The organism is Pseudomonas sp. 43NM1 (genome assembly GCF_002836905.1).
In the GTDB taxonomy this organism is placed as follows: domain Bacteria; phylum Pseudomonadota; class Gammaproteobacteria; order Pseudomonadales; family Pseudomonadaceae; genus Aquipseudomonas; species Aquipseudomonas prosekii.
Genome location: NZ_MKGS01000001.1, coordinates 49,582 through 66,476, shown reverse-complemented (window position 1 = coordinate 66,476; position 16,895 = coordinate 49,582). Strand labels below are relative to the sequence as shown.

The following is a 16,895-nucleotide window of genomic DNA, read 5'->3' as shown; positions in this document are numbered from 1 at the left end:
TCCCTGGAAGAAAAGGCGGTCGCGATTTTATCCCGCGCGCGGGGAGGATGAAGTGAAGTGCCGGGAAAATCAACTGTACCTAGATACAGTTACCAAGGTTCATTGGTCAGTTGCTCGGTTAAATGCTCAATCGTTGTTGATTCGCACCAAGGTACAGTTGTCGGTTGTATTGGCAGCGTCAAGTATAGGCGGGCGATATCCAACGGCTGGTCATTCAACTCTTACAGGAATAACAATATGAGTGTCGTGAGCACGCGTCTGAAAACCAAAGAAGACATCACGCAACACGAAATATCCGCCTTGAAGACCCGGTTCAATCTTGCAGATGCCCATACGCACCAGGATCAGAGCCTCACCCAACAAAAGATCGTCGATAGCCTGCCTGAGTTGTGGTATCGCGCTCAGGGGCAGACTCAGTACAAGAGCGAGCAGGAATTCATCAAGGCCTTCTTTACCTTTCACGGCCAGGAACATGCGCTCAAGCGCCATGACGAGATTTACCTGGTGTACGCCGCGTCGGTGGCCATGCACATCACCGCGACTTACTTGCGCAAGCGCGACATGAGCGTCGGCCTGATCGAACCGTGTTTCGATAACCTGCACGACTTGCTCAAGCACATGGAAGTGCCGTTGTCGCCACTGGACGAATCGCTCTTTCAGTCACCCCGCGATGTCTATGCCAACCTGCAAACGGCGGCGGCGAAGGTCGATGCGATATTCCTCGTTGATCCCAACAACCCGACCGGTTCGAGCATGTTCGCCAATGGCGCGCAGACGTTCATGGAAGTAGCGCGTTACTGCCGGGACCATGGCAAGTTGCTGATTCTGGATTTCTGCTTTGCCGCGTTCATCAAGACTGCGGGCGGTAACCGCGTTGACGCGTATGCCATTCTCGATGAGATCGGCACCCAATACATCATCATGGAAGACACCGGTAAAACCTGGCCGCTGCAAGACACCAAGTGCGCCACGATCATGTCCAGCCGCGCGCTTAACGCGGACATTTACAGCATCGTCACCAGCGTCCTGCTGAATGTGTCGCCGTTCATCCTCAATGTCGTGACGCAGTACATCAACGACAGCAGCGACGACGACTTCGAGTCTGTGCGCTCGGTCCTCGATATCAATCGCGAGGCTGCGCAAAAGCACCTGCACGGCAACTTTCTCAAGTACCTGACGCCCATGATCGAGACCAGCGTGGCGTGGTTTGAAATCCTGCGTGACGGTGTATCGGCCGATGATCTGCAAGCCTATCTGATGAACTACGACGTCTACGTCCTGCCCGGCAAGTACTTCTTCTGGAGCAAACCGCAGACCGGGCAGAAGTACATTCGCCTGGCGCTGGCGCGCAAACCCGAAGAGTTCAAGTTGGCAGTCGAGACCATTGCTGTAGCGCTGGAGAATTATCATGAGTGAGGCCGGCGTGCCGATTATCGATGCCACGGTGTTCATGGGCATGCATCACAGCGATCCAGACATTCGTGCGAAATCACTGGGTTTCTTCAAGCAGTTTTACCAAGGCCAGGCGCTGATGAGCTTCGGCCAGATAGGTATCTGTGATGCGATCATCTGGAAAAAGAGCCGCGAGTTGCAGGATCTGTATTACCCGTTCATGGATGTTCTGCACACGGAAATGAACATCCAGCGTCAGGGTTACTGCAATAAGGTGCTGCGCCGCGCCTGCCTGGAGGCGGATTGGGCGCATTTGAACGTCGAGCAAAAACTGCTCGCCGCGCAAGTCGTCGAACATCGCCAGCCGCTGTATACCCACGACCAGGCGTTGCATCAACTGACTGCGCTGAAGCCATTCCTGCAGTCTTTCCCGCTATGGACTTCCGGCGCGGCGTTCCCACCCTCGTTGCAGGCACTCTTCGAGCAATCTCGGGACATGCTGATCGAGCAAGAGGACTTCCGAAATGTCAGCTAAGAGTATTTTCGTTCCGCTTATCACGCCACTGGATGAGCACTCGCGCATCTGTGAGTCGAGCGTGCGCCAGTTGTTGCAGTGTTCACATCCGTACGTGGACGGCTACATTCCGTGCCTGACTTCCGGTGAAGGCTGGCGACTGGAGCGGCGTGACTGGTTGCGCATGCTCGAACTTACGCTGGCGCATGCGCAGGACAAAACGGTGATCGCCGGAATCGAGCGCGCCACTACCGCCGAAGTTCTTGAATACGCACTGTTGGCGCAAGAGGCGGGGGCGCACGCCATCATGTTTACCTCGCCGTTTGCGCCGGGCACGACCCAGGAGCAGATCATCGAGCACTATCGTGAAGTTCACGATTCGACTTCGCTCGACCTCTACATCTACAACGAGTCAGCGCTGTCCGGTAATGAAAAAACCTTCGAGACCTTACTTGCCATTGGCGAACTGCCGCGGGTGATCGGGATCAAGGATTCGCCTTCCGAGCCGCGCACGCAAAGAGAAATCGAGCGGTTGCGCGCTGAAGGTCTGGATTACTTCATTGGTTGGGAAATGCTCCTGGCGCGGGATTTGGAGTCTGACGGCAATGTTGTTTCGTTGGCCAATCTGGAGCCGGCGCTGTGCCGGTTGGCGATCAGTGCGCGGCAACAGCCGGTGGGCGAAATGATCGAGACACTCAACGGCTATTTCGACTTGGGCGCCGATGACTGGTACGCCCAGGTCAAGAAAGAACTCAAGGCCCGAGGTGTGATCAGCTCAGACAAAGTGTTCGCAGAAAAGGGGTCGGCATAATGAGCGATCTGCAGAAAGAACTGTTCCTGGCCAATCGCGCCTGCATCAAGAAACTTGAGCCGTTGAATAGCCGTATTGCTGCGTTTGAACATGACTGGATCTATTCCACTATCGAAAAGACGCGCACGGCGGATGCACCAACCGATCTCGCCGGATTACGTCAACGTCTGGCCGCGTTGGTTGAAGAAGATCGCAGCGAAGTTCCGCCGAGCGCAGTGTATGTGGCTGAGCAGATGACGCGGGACGAGTTCAAGATTCTCGTTCAGGAGTTTGCTCTGGACGGTCTGACCGAGGCGCAGGTGTTTTATCACTTGATGCCGCGACTTAGCCTGGCGGCGCAAATGCCGGTGTTGCGGATGATGATCGACGAGTTCGGCTCCGGCAATCTCAAGCGCTCGCACACCACGCTGTATGTCGACTTGCTCAAAGAACTGGAAATGCCGGTCGACCTGGAGTTTTACATCGACGCCAACTCCTCGGCGGGTTATTCGTTTCCCAACATGTTTTGCTGGTTGGCGATGCGCGCCGATGATCCGTCGTACTTCGCCGGGGTGATTACGTACTTCGAGACTGTCGTGCCGTTCTTCTTCGAGTGTTACACCGCGATTTGCGAGCGATTGCAGATCAAGGCGCACACCTATTATTCGGAGCACGTACACATCGATGTATTCCACGCGATAGAAGGCCAGCGCTTGCTCAAAGCGATGGACGTCACCGGTGATCTGGATCCGGTAAAAGCCTGGAACGGCATTTGTATGGGGCGCGATATCACTAACGCTGCATTTGATGCCGCCGTGGCAAAGGCGCAACGTCAAAAGCACTTCGATAAGGAGCGGATGATTGAACGAGCCTTCTGAATTTGATCATTCCGGCACTTTCACCGTCACCGTCGACAATCAGCAATACCAAGTGCCGCACGCCTGTCCGCACCGGGATGGCTGGTTAGTCCACGGCACGATCAATGAGCAGCGCAAAAGCATTACCTGCCCGTTGCACTTCTCGGTGTTCAGTCTGGAAACCGGTGAGCAACTAAGCGGCCCGCCGTGCGGCCGTCTCGATGTGAAGCGCATGGCTTAAGGCTCTTCATTGCGGCTGCTTGACGGCACTTATCTGCGCCCATAAAAAATCCCCGTATCAATTAATGATCACGGGGATTTTTTTGGTTTATCGCGATTCGTGGAAAGCCACGGCCTGCTTTAAACGTTGAAGCGGAAGTGCATCACGTCGCCGTCCTTGACGATGTAATCCTTGCCTTCCAGACGCCATTTGCCTGCTTCTTTGGCACCGGCTTCGCCCTTGTACTGGATGAAGTCGTCGTAGGCGATGACTTCAGCGCGGATGAAGCCTTTTTCGAAGTCGGTGTGGATCACGCCAGCGGCTTGTGGTGCGGTGGCACCGACGCGGACGGTCCAGGCGCGGACTTCTTCGACGCCGGCGGTGAAGTAGGTCTGCAAGTGCAGCATCTCGTAGCCGGCGCGGATCACGCGGTTCAGGCCAGGTTCTTCGAGGCCCAGGGCTTCGAGGAACATGTCTTTCTCTTCGCCGTCTTCCAGTTCGGCGATTTCGGCTTCGATCTTGTTGCAGACCGGAACCACCATGGCGCCTTCTTCTTCGGCGATGGCTTTGACGATGTCCAGCAGCGGGTTGTTCTCGAAACCGTCTTCAGCGACGTTGGCGATGTACATGACCGGCTTGGTGGTCAGCAGGTGGAAACCACGAATCACCGCTTTGTCGTCGGCGCCCATGGTTTTCATCAGCGTGCGCGCTGGTTTGCCGAGGGTGAAGTGCGCGATCAGTTGCTCGAGCAGGGCTTTCTGGACTACGGCGTCCTTGTCACCACCCTTGGCGTTGCGCGCGACTTTCTGCAGTTGCTTCTCGCAGCTGTCGAGGTCGGCGAAGATCAATTCCAGGTCGATGATTTCGATGTCGCGTTTCGGGTCGACGCTGTTGGAGACGTGAATCACGTTCTCGTCTTCGAAGCAGCGGACCACGTGGGCGATGGCATCGGTTTCGCGGATGTTGGCGAGGAACTTGTTGCCCAGGCCTTCACCTTTCGAGGCGCCAGCAACGAGGCCGGCGATGTCGACGAATTCCATGGTGGTCGGCAGGATGCGCTTAGGATTGACGATGGCTGCCAAGGCTTCCAGACGCGCATCCGGCATCGGCACGATCCCGGTGTTCGGCTCGATGGTGCAGAAGGGGAAGTTCTCGGCCGCGATCCCGGATTTGGTCAGGGCGTTGAACAGGGTGGACTTGCCGACGTTAGGCAGGCCGACGATGCCGCAATTGAATCCCATGGTGTATCCCCTCGGATTAGAGTCAGGCCTTCTGGCTGTGCAGGTTTTTCATCGCGCGGTTCCATTCCCCGGCGAGGATATCCGGCAGCACGCCGAGGGCAAAGTCGATGCTGGCATCGAGTTTTTCCTGTTCGGCGCGTGGCGCACGACCCAGGACGAAATTTGAAACCATACTGGCAACGCCCGGGTGGCCAATGCCAAGCCGCAAGCGGTGAAAGGTATTCTGATTGCCCAGTTGCGCAATGATGTCGCGCAACCCGTTGTGACCGCCATGGCCGCCGCCCTGCTTGAGCTTGGCAACGCCCGGAGGCAAGTCGAGTTCGTCATGCGCCACGAGGATTTCTTCAGGCGTAATGCGGAAGAAATTAGCGAGTGCCGCGACGGCCTGGCCGCTGCGGTTCATGTACGTGGTGGGAATCAGCAGACGAACATCCTGACCCTGATGCGAGTAGCGCCCGGTCAGGCCGAAATATTTACGATCCGCCACAAGGTTTACGCCTTGCGCGTTCGCGATGCGCTCAACAAAAAGGGCCCCTGCGTTATGCCGGGTCTGTTCGTATTCAGCGCCTGGATTTCCCAGGCCAACGATCAGTTTTATGGCAGTCACGATAGGGGCCCTTCCTTGGAGTGGTGGATAACATCGCCGCAATCAGGGAGTGCGGCGAAAGTGGACGACAAGTGCTCATTTACCATTATGTAAACTCCGCGTTTTCGCCCGCTTTCTCGCTACGTACTAGTCCGCGATGTTACCGGTCACTCCGGCGAACAGAGTGAAATTACTCTGCTGCGCCTTCTTCTGCTGCTTCGTCTTCTTCTGGAGCAACACGTGGAGCGTGAACGTTGGCTACTGCCTTGTCGTCACCGTGTGCCAGAGCAACAAACTCAACGCCTTTAGGGGCTTTGAGGTCGGACATGTGGATGATGTCGCCGATTTCGGCCTTGGACAGGTCGACTTCGATGAACTCAGGCAGGTCCTTCGGCAGGCAGCTAACTTCGATTTCCGAAGTCACGTGCGAAACTTCGCCGCCTTTCTTGATCGGAGCTTCTTCGCCGATGAAGTGTACAGGCACGATAGCGGTCAGCTTCTGACCAGCTACAACGCGTACGAAGTCAGCGTGCAGTACGTGGCCTTTAGCCGGGTGACGCTGCAGAGCCTTGATGATGACGTTCTGCTTTTTGCCGCCGATGTTCAGCTCGATGATGTGGCTGTAAGCCGCGTCGTTTTCGAGCAGTTTGGCAACTTCTTTAGCCAGCATGCTGATGGATTCAGGGGCTTTTTCGCCACCGTAAACTACAGCAGGTACCAGGCTTGCGAGACGACGCAGGCGGCGGCTCGCACCTTTCCCCAGGTCGGAACGCACTTCAGCATTCAGAGTAAAATCGTTCATGTTGTATCTCCAAAATAACCACATTCGCCCCAGCGGTTGCGACCAGCGCTAAAGGCGATATGGGCAAAAAAGCCCCGCCCCGACAGGAATGCCGGGGCGGGGCGCTTTTCGTCAACGAGACATTCGAGAAGGGCAGGGCCCTTAACGGAACATCGCGCTGATCGATTCTTCATTGCTGATGCGGCGAACCGCCTCGGCAACTACCGGCGCGATATCCAGTTGACGGATACGCGAGCAGGCTTGAGCAGCAGCGGACAACGGGATGGTGTTAGTCACCACCAGTTCGTCCAGCATGGAATTTTCGATGTTTTCGATCGCCCGACCGGACAGCACAGGGTGCGTGCAGTAAGCGAAAACCTTGGCAGCGCCATGCTCTTTCAGGGCCTTGGCCGCGTGGCACAGAGTGCCGGCGGTATCGACCATGTCATCGACCAGAATACAGGTACGCCCTTCGACATCACCGATGATATGCATCACTTCAGAGTGATTGGCTTTCTCACGGCGTTTGTCGATGATCCCGAGATCCACGCCCAGGGATTTGGCAACGGCACGTGCACGCACGACGCCACCAATGTCCGGAGAGACGATCATCAGGTTTTCGAAGCGCTGATCTTCAATGTCATCCACCAATACCGGGGAGCCGTAGATGTTATCTACCGGAATATCGAAGAAACCCTGGATTTGGTCAGCATGCAAATCAACCGTGAGCACACGATCGATGCCGACTACGGTAAGCATGTCAGCGACGACTTTCGCGCTGATAGCCACACGTGCGGAACGCGGACGGCGATCCTGACGGGCATAACCAAAGTAAGGAATAACAGCAGTGATACGAGTAGCCGAGGAGCGGCGGAAGGCGTCAGCCATCACTACCAGTTCCATCAGGTTATCGTTGGTCGGAGCGCAAGTCGGCTGAATAATGAAGACATCTTTACCGCGGACGTTTTCATTGATCTCGGCAGTAATTTCGCCGTCGGAAAACTTGCCGACAGAGATGTCACCGAGAGGGATATGCAGCTGACGTACAACACGCCGAGCCAGATCGGGGTTAGCGTTCCCCGTAAAGACCATCATCTTGGACACGCGCAGTACCTGAAGGCTGAGGGTAACCTGGATGAGTATAGGAAAATGGCAGGGGCGGCTGGATTCGAACCAACGCATGGCAGGATCAAAACCTGCTGCCTTACCGCTTGGCGACGCCCCTGTATCTGTTGCAACGATTACCCAGTAATCGGTTCTTTTAGAGCAGACTTTGAAGCTTGCGATGCAACATCGAAATGTTGCTTCCCTTTGCTACAAACCCTGTAAGGGTCTCTGTCAGAAGGGCCGAGACTTTATCAGCTTCAGCTTTGCTTGGGAAGCCCCCAAACACACAACTTCCAGTTCCGGTAAGTTTTGCTTCGGTAAATTTACCTAACAAATTCAATGCGTTACGTACCTCTGGATAACGCCTTGCTACTACCGGCAAGCAGTCATTTCGACTGTTTCCCTTGGGAACGGGGCGCACTTTAATGGCAGAAGAGTTACGTGTCAACAACGGATCGGAAAAAATTTCTGCTGTACTTACAGATACTTGCGGCACCAGCACGAGATACCACGGTTCTTCGGGCTCTACGGGGGTGAGTTTCTCGCCGACGCCCTCGGCGAAAGCCGCGTGCCCACGGACGAAAACCGGCACGTCGGCGCCCAGGGTCAAACCCAGCGTGGCCAGGCGATCTTCATCCCAGCCCAGTTGCCACAGGTGATTAAGCCCGAGCAAAGTGGTCGCCGCGTTGGAACTGCCGCCGCCGATCCCGCCACCCATCGGCAAGACTTTGTCGATCCAGATGTCGATGCCGAGCGTACAAGCGGACTGCGCCTGAAGTTGTTTCGCGGCGCGCACGATCAGGTTGCTGTCGTGAGGAACGCCGTCGAATTCGGTGTGCAAACGGATCACGCCGTCATCGCGCACGGCGAAAGTGATTTCATCGCCGTAATCGAGAAACTGAAAAATCGTCTGCAACTCGTGATAACCGTCTTCACGGCGCCCGAGAATGTGCAGCATCAAGTTGAGTTTGGCCGGGGAGGGCAAGGTCAAACGCGCAGCAGTCATGTTCACTGCCCCAGTTTGCGTGGTTGCCATTCCTTGATCACCAGCGTGACATCAAGGTCGGTGCCGTGCAGTTTGATCCGCTCGGGCAACCAATAGCCGTTTTGCTCGGCGTAACTGAGGTATTCGACTTTCCAGCCATCCTGTTCGAGGTTGGCCAGGCGGCTGTCAGTGTCCAGCGTCAGGCGGCTTTTGCTGTCCGGCGCCGGGAGCCCGCGAACCCACCAGGCCAGGTTGGACACCGGCAATTTCCAGCCCAGTTGCTCTTCGAGCAAGGCTTCCGGGGTCGGCGCTTCGTAGCGACCCTGATTGGCGACTTCCAGCGATACCTTGCCCGGGCGACCGGTCAGGCGAGCGGCGCCGCGACCCAGTGGGCCGGACAGACGAATGTCGTAGTAATCCTGACGCTGCAGCCAGAACAACGTGCCGCTGCCCGAATCCTTCGGTGCGCGAATGCCGATCTTGCCGTTGATTTGCCAGCCGTCGAGGCTGGTCATCTGCTGTTTGTAGACGTTCCATTGGGCCGGGTTGCCGTGGCCCTGGACGGATTCACGAGCGCCGAAACCCGCGCAACCGGCGAGCAGGGCAATAAAACTGAAAACAATAACGTGGCGCAAAAACATAATCTTAAAGAGTCTCTGATCCGGTCAGGCGCTTGATGGTGCCGCGCAGGGTAGGGCTGTCGGGTTGATCCTTGAGGAACTTGCCCCAGATCTGTTTGGCTTCGCGTTGTTTGCCGTTGGCCCACAGGACTTCGCCGAGGTGAGCAGCGACTTCCTGATCGGGGAAGCGCTCCAGCGCCTGGCGCAGCAAACGTTCGGCTTCGTCGAGATTGCCGAGGCGGAAATTCACCCAGCCAAGACTGTCGAGGACCGCCGGGTCTTCCGGATTGATCTGGTGCGCCTGTTCGATCAGCACTTTGGCTTCTTCGTAACGGGTAGTGCGGTCGGACAAGGTGTAGCCGAGGGCGTTCAGCGCCATGGCATTGTCCGGATCGCGCTTGATGATCAGGCGCAGGTCTTTTTCCATTTGCCCGAGATCATTGCGTTTTTCCGCAAGCATCGCGCGGGTGTACAGCAGATTCAGATCGTCCGGGTATTGCTGCAAGGCTTTCTGCAACACGCCCCAGGCGCGGTCGCCCTGTTTGTTGGCGGACAGGGTTTCGGCTTCGATCAGGTACAGCTGAATGGCGTAATCGGGCTGCTCATCGCGTTCGGTGGCGAGTTTTTTCTGCGCTTCGGCGGTCTTGCCGTTGTTCATCAGGATATCGGCCTGACGCAATTGCGCCGGCAGATAATCGTTGCCGGGGCCGACCTGGGCGTACTCGCTCAGTGCGCCTTGTGGGTCGTTGCGCTCTTCAGCGATACGGCCGAGGTTCAAATGCGCCGAATCGACGTGGCTTTCGCGAGCGATCAAATCTTCGAGGTAGCCTTTGGCCTCTTCCCAGGCCTTGGCTTCCAGGCACACCAGCGCCAGTGAATAACGCAACTCGTCGTCTTCCGGGTATTGCTGAACCAGGCTGGAGAACTCGACTTTGGCGTCGTCCATGCGGTCCTGCTCGACCAGCATGCGCGCGTAAGTCAGGCGCAGGCGTTTGTCGTCCGGGTACTTCTTGATGCTTTTTTGCAGCAGCGGCAGTGCTTCGTCGCCACGATTGAGCGTTTGCAGCAAACGCGCACGCAGCAGGATCGGGGCAATTTCGCCGTCGTCCGGCGGGTTGTCTTCGAGCAGGGCCAGCGCGCCTTTGGCGTCGCCGTCCTGTTGCATGAGCAAAGCCTTGCCGAAAATCAGCTGGCTGTTCTTCGGATGACGCTGCAACAAACGGTCAAAACTTTTCATCAAGCCGTTGCGCGTGTCCTGGTCGGTATCGGCCGCGGACAAAGCGAGGAAGTCGAAATGGGTGTCGCCCTTGCCCAGCAGGACTTTCTCCATATACACCATGGAGTCGTCATAACGCCCGGCACGCGCCAGTTGCACGGCGGCGGCGCGTTGCGCTTCGAGGTCGTCCGGGGCGTTTTTGGCCCAGATCAGTGCGGTATCCAGAGCGGCCTGATCGGCGCCCAGGTACTCGGCGATCCGGAAGGCCCGCTCGGAAATGCCCGGATCCTGCGTGTTGATGGCCTGGGTCACGTAGTTGTCCAGCGCAATGTCGAAACGATTGCGCTGGCCAGCCAGTTCGGCGCTCAACAGGCTGAACACGGTTTCTTCACTGAAGGAACCGTAAACCTTGGGCTTTTCAGGGGCCGGAGTGCTGTCTTCGACCGGCGGCGTACCGTCCGACGAAACGGGTGCCATGGCCTGGCAGCCGCTGAGGAACACAAGGGCAAGGAGCAACGCGGAAGATCTATTCATATAAGAGAAGGACGACTAACCTGCGGTCGGAGCATCATGACACAAGCCTTCGGCCAAACATAACCGAGTCTCAATTGATGCCTTTATAGAGGCAAGACATTGGGACAATAGTCAGCGGTAGTTGTTCTGGCTGTGTCGAAGTAGGACAATTGCCGGCTTCACGTCACCATCAGCGACCTTGAATGGCCTTCCTTGCACTCGGTATCAACCACAAGACTGCTTCAGTAGACGTCCGCGAGCGCGTGGCCTTTACCCCTGAGCAACTGGTGGAGGCGTTGCAGCAGCTCTGCCGACTGACCGACAGCCGCGAAGCTGCGATCCTTTCCACCTGCAATCGCAGTGAGCTGTACATAGAACAGGACCACCTTTCGGCGGACATTATCCTGCGCTGGCTGGCCGATTATCATCATTTGAGCCTCGATGAGCTGCGTGCCAGCGCTTATGTGCACGAAGATGATGCGGCAGTTCGTCACATGATGCGGGTCGCCTCCGGGCTCGATTCGCTGGTGTTGGGCGAACCGCAGATTCTCGGCCAGATGAAATCGGCCTACGCCGTGGCGCGCGAGGCCGGGACCATCGGCCCGCTGCTCGGCCGACTGTTCCAGGCAACCTTCAATGCCGCCAAACAAGTGCGCACCGACACCGCCATCGGCGAAAACCCGGTGTCCGTGGCGTTTGCCGCCGTCAGCCTGGCGAAACAGATTTTCAGCGACTTGCAACGCAGCCAGGCGCTGCTGATCGGCGCCGGCGAAACCATCACCCTGGTCGCCCGCCATCTGCACGAGTTGGGCGTAAAACGCATCGTAGTCGCCAACCGCACCCTCGAACGCGCGAGCATTCTCGCCGAACAGTTCGGCGCCCACGCCGTATTGCTCTCCGACATTCCCGCCGAACTGGTGCGCAGCGACATCGTCATCAGTTCCACCGCCAGCCAGTTGCCGATCCTCGGTAAAGGCGCGGTGGAAAGTGCGCTGAAACTGCGCAAGCACAAGCCGATCTTCATGGTCGACATCGCCGTGCCGCGCGACATCGAGCCGGAAGTCGGCGAGCTCGACGACGTGTACCTGTACAGCGTCGACGATCTGCACGAAGTGGTCGCGGAAAACCTCAAGAGTCGCCAGGGCGCTGCGCAAGCGGCCGAAGAAATGGTTTCGATTGGCGCCGACGACTTCATGGTGCGCCTGCGCGAACTGGCGGCGGTCGATGTGCTCAAGGCCTATCGTCAACAAAGCGAACGCCTGCGCGACGAAGAATTGCAAAAGGCCCAGCGTATGCTGGCCAACGGCAGCAGCGCCGAAGACGTGCTGGTGCAACTGGCGCGTGGCTTGACCAACAAATTGCTGCACGCACCTAGCGTACAGTTGAAAAAGTTGACTGCCGAAGGCCGCCTCGATGCGTTGGCCATGGCCCAGGAACTCTTTGCCCTCGGTGAGGGCTCGTCGGATAGCTCGGATAAAAAACTGCAATGAAAGCGTCACTGCTCAATAAGCTGGACATCCTCCAGGACCGTTTCGAGGAATTGACCGCTCTGCTTGGCGATAGCGAAGTCATTTCCGATCAGAGCAAATTCCGCGCTTATTCCAAGGAATACGCGGAGGTCGAGCCGATTGTCGAAACCTATAAACAGTTGCTCAAAGTGCAAGGCGACCTCGAAGGTGCGCAGGCACTGCTCAAGGACAGCGACCCGGACATGCGCGAAATGGCCGTGGAAGAAGTGCGCGAAGCCAAAGAGCAACTGATCGAACTCGAAGCGCAGCTGCAACGCATGCTGCTGCCCAAGGATCCGAACGACGGGCGCAACGTCTTCCTCGAAATCCGTGCCGGCACCGGCGGCGACGAGGCGGCGATCTTTTCCGGCGACTTGTTTCGGATGTATTCGCGTTACGCTGAGCGACGTGGCTGGCGCGTGGAAATCCTTTCGGAAAACATCGGCGAGCACGGAGGCTTCAAGGAAGTCATCGCCCGCGTTGAAGGCGAGAATGTCTACGCCAAGCTCAAGTTCGAATCCGGCGTGCACCGCGTGCAGCGGGTTCCGGCGACTGAATCCCAGGGACGCATCCACACCTCCGCGTGCACCGTCGCCGTGTTGCCCGAGCCGGATGAGCAGGAAGCCATCGAGATCAACCCGTCCGACTTGCGCATCGACACCTACAAGTCGTCCGGCGCCGGCGGCCAGCACGTCAACAAGACCGACTCGGCGATCCGCATCACGCACTTGCCGTCCGGCATCGTCGTCGAGTGTCAGGAAGAGCGTTCGCAGCACAAGAACCGCGCCCGGGCGATGGCCTGGTTGTCGGCCAAACTCAATGACCAGCAGACCAGCGCCGCCGCGAACGCCATCGCCAGCGAACGCAAGTTGCTGGTCGGTTCGGGTGATCGCTCCGAGCGCATCCGCACCTACAACTTTGCCCAGGGCCGGGTCACCGACCACCGGGTCAACCTGACGCTGTATTCGCTCGATGAAATTCTTGCCGGTGGCGTGGAAGCGGTGATCGAGCCGTTGTTGGCCGAGTTCCAGGCTGACCAATTGGCGGCGATAGGTGAATAAATGACGATCATTGCCAGTTTGTTGCGGGCTGCCGATCTGCCCGACTCGCCGTCGGCGCGCCTCGATGCCGAGCTGTTGCTGGCCGCCGCGTTGGGCAAGAACCGCAGTTTTCTGCACACCTGGCCCGAGCGCATCGTGCCGAGTGAAGCGGCGCTGACGTTCGCCAGTTATCTGCAACGCCGACGTGGCGGTGAGCCGGTGGCCTATATTCTCGGCCAGCAAGGTTTCTGGAAACTTGATCTGGAAGTCGCGCCGCACACGCTGATCCCGCGTCCCGACACCGAACTGCTGGTTGAAACAGCGCTGGAATTATTGCCCGCGACGCCAGCCAGGGTTCTCGACCTCGGCACCGGCAGCGGCGCGATTGCCTTGGCGCTGGCCAGCGAGCGTCCAGCGTGGAAAGTCACCGCAGTCGATCGGGTGATCGAAGCCGTGGCGCTGGCCGAACGCAACCGTCAGCGCCTGCACCTGAAAAACGCCACGGTGCTGAGCAGTCACTGGTTCAGCGCGCTGGACGGTCAACGGTTTGAATTGATCATCAGCAACCCGCCCTACATCGCTGCCGCCGACCCGCATCTGGTCGAGGGTGACGTGCGTTTCGAACCTGCCAGTGCGTTGGTCGCCGGTGTCGACGGGCTCGACGATCTGCGGCTGATCGTCGCCCAGGCGCCGGATTACCTCGAAGCGGGCGGCTGGTTGATGCTCGAACACGGTTACGATCAAGCCGAAGCGGTGCGTGATCTGCTGCTGAGCCGAGGTTTTGCAGAAGTCCACAGCCGCAGCGATCTGGGCGGCCACCAACGAATCAGCCTGGGACGCCTGCCGTGCTGAATGATCAGGAATTGCTGCGCTACAGCCGCCAGATTCTGTTGCAACACGTCGACATCGAGGGCCAATTGCGGCTCAAGCAAAGCCGTGTATTGATCGTCGGCCTCGGCGGACTCGGTTCGCCGGTGGCGCTGTACCTCGCGGCTGCCGGGGTTGGCGAGTTGCACTTGGCGGACTTCGACACAGTCGATCTGACCAACCTGCAACGCCAGATCATCCACGACACCGACAGCGTCGGCGTAAGCAAGGTTGATTCGGCGATCCGCCGCTTGAGCGCGATCAATCCGCAGATTCAATTGATCGCCCATCGTGCGGCGCTCGACGAAGACTCGCTGGCCGCCGCCATTGCCGCCGTGGATCTGGTGCTCGACTGCTCGGACAATTTCTCCACCCGCGAGGCGGTCAACGCCGCGTGTGTCGCTGCCGGCAAACCGCTGGTCAGCGGCGCGGCGATTCGCCTCGAAGGGCAGTTGTCGGTATTCGACCCGCGCCGCGCCGAGAGCCCGTGTTACCACTGTTTATACGGGCACGGCAGCGAAGCCGAACTGACCTGCAGCGAAGCCGGGGTCATCGGCCCGTTGGTCGGCCTGGTCGGCAGCCTGCAAGCGCTCGAAGCGCTGAAGTTGCTGGCCGGTTTCGGCGAGCCGCTGGTGGGGCGCTTGTTGCTGATCGATGCTTTGGGCACGCGTTTTCGCGAGCTGCGGGTCAAGCGTGATCCGGGTTGCAGCGTCTGTGGGCCCAAACATGCGTGAAGCGCCGGTTGGCGTGTTCGATTCCGGCGTCGGTGGGCTCTCGGTGCTGGCCGAGATCCAGCGCCTGCTGCCGAACGAGTCGCTGCTGTACGTCGCTGATTGCGGCAACATTCCCTACGGCGAGAAAACCCCGCAATTCATCCAGCAACGTTGCAGCGCCATCGCCGGTTTTCTTCAGCAGCAGGGCGCCAAGGCCCTGGTGGTCGCCTGCAACACAGCGACCGTCGCTGGCGTTGCCGATTTGCGCCGCGATTATCCGCAATGGCCAATCGTGGGCATGGAACCGGCGGTGAAACCGGCAGCGGCGGCCACGCGCAGTGGTGTGGTCGGCGTGTTGGCCACCACCGGCACCTTGCAGAGCGCCAAGTTCGCCGCGTTGCTCGACCGTTTTGCCACCGATGTGCGGGTCATCACCCAGCCGTGTCCGGGCCTGGTCGAGCTGATCGAGAATGGCGATCTGCACAGCCCGGCGTTGCGCCAGTTGTTGCAAGGCTATGTCGAGCCATTGCTGGCGGCCGGTTGTGACACGATCATTCTCGGCTGCACGCATTACCCCTTCCTCAAGCCATTGCTCAAGCAGATGATCGCGGACGATATCAGCCTGATCGACACCGGCGCCGCCGTCGCGCGGCAATTGCAGCGGCTTCTGGCCGAAAAAAACCTGCTCGCCGCGGGCCCATCGCGCACGGCGCAGTTCTGGACCAGCTCTGATTCAGAACATTTCAGAAATATCTTGCCAATCCTCTGGAATAACGCCGGAAATGTGCGAAGCTTCGATTTGTAAAAAAAATGTGAAAAAAGCCTAAAAAGGGCTGAACTTCTGAGTAACCGACGGCTTCTATAGCTTGTCTGTTGAGCTGTAAAAAAAATCCACACGAAATTGTTATGGGAAAGGATGTTTCTAAATGAAACGACTGTTCTGCTTGGCTGCGATTGCGGCCGCACTTATGGGGCAAAGTTTGACTGCACAGGCGGCAGGTGTTGAGTTCGGGGTGGGCGCTACCAGCGACTCAACCATGACTTACCGGCTGGGCATGCAATTTGATTGGGATCAGAGCTGGTTGCAGAGCGACGTCGGTCGCGTCACCGGTTACTGGAGCGGCGCTTACACCTACTGGGATGGCGACAAGACCTCGGGCACTTCCAGCCTGTCGTTCTCGCCGGTATTCGTTTACGAATTCGCCGGTCAAAACGTCAAGCCGTATGTCGAGGCAGGCATCGGTGTTGCGTTGTTTTCCAACACGCAAATGGAAGACAACAACATCGGCCAGTCTTTTCAGTTTGAAGACCGCATCGGTTTCGGCCTGCGCTTCGCCGGTGGACATGAAGTCGGGATTCGCGCGACGCATTATTCCAACGCCGGGATCAGCAGCGACAACGATGGTGTAGAAAGCTACGCGCTGCACTACACGATGCCGCTGTAAGGTCAAAAGCCGTGGGAGCATGGCTTGCCCGCGATAGCTGTCTCAAATTCAACAGAGATGTTGACTGATTGATCGCTTTCGCGGGCAAGCCTTGCTCCCACAGCCTCGCTCCCACAGCCTCACTTCTAAGCGGGCTGCGCGTTAATCAACGATAAACCGACACAATCCCCTGCCGCTCTTCAATGCATTCCGGTGAGCCCGTCTCGAACTCCCGGCAAATCAGCGGACGCTTTTCGTAAATCGTGCACATCATCGTGTTGCGATCCAGCGCTGCACACCAGCCGTCGTCCAGACGCAACATCACTTCGCCGCCCCAATCATCGACATCGATAAACCGTTCGGGCACGCCTGTTTCGGTGATCAGCATGACTTCGAGCTGACAGCAGCAGGCTGAGCAGGTCGAGCAAGTGATCGCCGGTTCGGCGATTTGCGTGTGTGGGATGGTTTTCATGGCGCGCAGTGTAAGGCAGTGCGCCGCGGCTGTGTGAAAGGCCTGACGG

At 58.0% G+C, this 16,895-nt stretch carries 19 protein-coding genes and 1 tRNA gene; 11 read left to right on the top strand and 9 right to left on the bottom strand.

Annotated elements, in window-relative coordinates:
• Positions 1-237 precede the first annotated feature (237 nt).
• From BI292_RS00350 to BI292_RS00330, 5 genes are read left to right on the top strand one after another with little or no spacing between them, the layout of a single operon-like run.
• Positions 238-1,416 carry a pyridoxal phosphate-dependent aminotransferase gene (locus tag BI292_RS00350; protein ID WP_101206511.1) on the top strand — a complete coding sequence of 393 codons (1,179 nt, stop codon included), beginning with the start codon at positions 238-240 and terminating at the stop codon, positions 1,414-1,416.
• Positions 1,409-1,927: a DUF6190 family protein gene (locus BI292_RS00345; RefSeq protein WP_101206510.1), complete on the top strand. Its 519-nt coding sequence runs from the start codon at positions 1,409-1,411 to the stop codon at positions 1,925-1,927. Before BI292_RS00350 ends, BI292_RS00345 begins: the two co-directional genes overlap by 8 nt.
• Entirely contained in the window at positions 1,917-2,717 is an 801-nt protein-coding gene (locus BI292_RS00340) for a dihydrodipicolinate synthase family protein (RefSeq protein WP_101206508.1), read from the top strand. Before BI292_RS00345 ends, BI292_RS00340 begins: the two co-directional genes overlap by 11 nt.
• Complete coding sequence (locus BI292_RS00335; RefSeq protein WP_092278047.1) at positions 2,717-3,574, top strand: iron-containing redox enzyme family protein; 858 nt, start codon at positions 2,717-2,719, stop codon at positions 3,572-3,574. The genes BI292_RS00340 and BI292_RS00335 overlap by 1 nt, the downstream gene beginning before the upstream one ends.
• Entirely contained in the window at positions 3,558-3,794 is a 237-nt protein-coding gene (locus BI292_RS00330) for a Rieske 2Fe-2S domain-containing protein (RefSeq protein WP_092278049.1), read from the top strand. Before BI292_RS00335 ends, BI292_RS00330 begins: the two co-directional genes overlap by 17 nt.
• A gap of 119 nt (positions 3,795-3,913) precedes the next feature.
• Here BI292_RS00330 and ychF read toward each other — a convergent pair whose 3' ends face one another.
• From ychF to BI292_RS00290, 8 genes are all read right to left on the bottom strand, one after another.
• A complete protein-coding gene (ychF, locus tag BI292_RS00325; RefSeq protein ID WP_092278051.1) occupies positions 3,914-5,014 on the bottom strand; it encodes a redox-regulated ATPase YchF in 1,101 nt (366 codons plus the stop codon).
• Between the two features lie 22 nt (positions 5,015-5,036).
• Positions 5,037-5,621 (bottom strand): aminoacyl-tRNA hydrolase, encoded by a 585-nt coding sequence (gene pth, locus BI292_RS00320; RefSeq protein WP_092278053.1) that lies wholly within the window; start codon positions 5,619-5,621, stop codon positions 5,037-5,039.
• Between the two features lie 169 nt (positions 5,622-5,790).
• Positions 5,791-6,402: a 50S ribosomal protein L25/general stress protein Ctc gene (locus BI292_RS00315; protein WP_092278055.1), complete on the bottom strand. Its 612-nt coding sequence runs from the start codon at positions 6,400-6,402 to the stop codon at positions 5,791-5,793.
• Between the two features lie 141 nt (positions 6,403-6,543).
• Positions 6,544-7,485 (bottom strand): ribose-phosphate pyrophosphokinase, encoded by a 942-nt coding sequence (locus tag BI292_RS00310; protein WP_003208392.1) that lies wholly within the window; start codon positions 7,483-7,485, stop codon positions 6,544-6,546.
• A 46-nt stretch (positions 7,486-7,531) separates the two neighbouring features.
• Positions 7,532-7,606 (bottom strand) — tRNA-Gln (locus tag BI292_RS00305).
• 36 nt (positions 7,607-7,642) lie between these two features.
• Positions 7,643-8,494 carry a 4-(cytidine 5'-diphospho)-2-C-methyl-D-erythritol kinase gene (gene ispE, locus BI292_RS00300; protein ID WP_092278057.1) on the bottom strand — a complete coding sequence of 284 codons (852 nt, stop codon included), beginning with the start codon at positions 8,492-8,494 and terminating at the stop codon, positions 7,643-7,645.
• Between the two features lie 2 nt (positions 8,495-8,496).
• Complete coding sequence (gene lolB, locus BI292_RS00295; RefSeq protein WP_101206506.1) at positions 8,497-9,114, bottom strand: lipoprotein insertase outer membrane protein LolB; 618 nt, start codon at positions 9,112-9,114, stop codon at positions 8,497-8,499.
• 4 nt (positions 9,115-9,118) lie between these two features.
• On the bottom strand, positions 9,119-10,843 hold the full coding sequence (locus BI292_RS00290; protein ID WP_101206504.1) for a tetratricopeptide repeat protein: 1,725 nt from the start codon (positions 10,841-10,843) through the stop codon (positions 9,119-9,121).
• A gap of 182 nt (positions 10,844-11,025) precedes the next feature.
• Between BI292_RS00290 and hemA the strand changes: the two genes are divergently transcribed.
• The 6 genes from hemA to BI292_RS00260 all read left to right on the top strand — a co-directional run bounded on the left by hemA (position 11,026) and on the right by BI292_RS00260 (position 16,395).
• Positions 11,026-12,312 carry a glutamyl-tRNA reductase gene (gene hemA, locus BI292_RS00285; RefSeq protein WP_092278063.1) on the top strand — a complete coding sequence of 429 codons (1,287 nt, stop codon included), beginning with the start codon at positions 11,026-11,028 and terminating at the stop codon, positions 12,310-12,312.
• Positions 12,309-13,391: a peptide chain release factor 1 gene (gene prfA / locus BI292_RS00280; RefSeq protein ID WP_092278065.1), complete on the top strand. Its 1,083-nt coding sequence runs from the start codon at positions 12,309-12,311 to the stop codon at positions 13,389-13,391. Before hemA ends, prfA begins: the two co-directional genes overlap by 4 nt.
• Positions 13,392-14,222 carry a peptide chain release factor N(5)-glutamine methyltransferase gene (gene prmC, locus BI292_RS00275; protein WP_101206503.1) on the top strand — a complete coding sequence of 277 codons (831 nt, stop codon included), beginning with the start codon at positions 13,392-13,394 and terminating at the stop codon, positions 14,220-14,222.
• The gene (locus tag BI292_RS00270) at positions 14,216-14,971 is read left to right on the top strand and encodes a molybdopterin-synthase adenylyltransferase MoeB (protein WP_101206501.1); all 756 of its coding nucleotides are present in this window, start codon (positions 14,216-14,218) and stop codon (positions 14,969-14,971) included. Before prmC ends, BI292_RS00270 begins: the two co-directional genes overlap by 7 nt.
• Positions 14,964-15,755, top strand: a complete 792-nt coding sequence (gene murI / locus BI292_RS00265) for a glutamate racemase (RefSeq protein WP_101206500.1) — start codon at positions 14,964-14,966, stop codon at positions 15,753-15,755. Before BI292_RS00270 ends, murI begins: the two co-directional genes overlap by 8 nt.
• 121 nt (positions 15,756-15,876) lie before the next feature.
• A complete protein-coding gene (locus BI292_RS00260) occupies positions 15,877-16,395 on the top strand; it encodes an acyloxyacyl hydrolase (protein ID WP_092278073.1) in 519 nt (172 codons plus the stop codon).
• Positions 16,396-16,540: 145 nt separating this feature from the next.
• Here BI292_RS00260 and BI292_RS00255 read toward each other — a convergent pair whose 3' ends face one another.
• On the bottom strand, positions 16,541-16,846 hold the full coding sequence (locus BI292_RS00255; RefSeq protein ID WP_092278075.1) for a YkgJ family cysteine cluster protein: 306 nt from the start codon (positions 16,844-16,846) through the stop codon (positions 16,541-16,543).
• Positions 16,847-16,895: the final 49 nt, after the last annotated feature.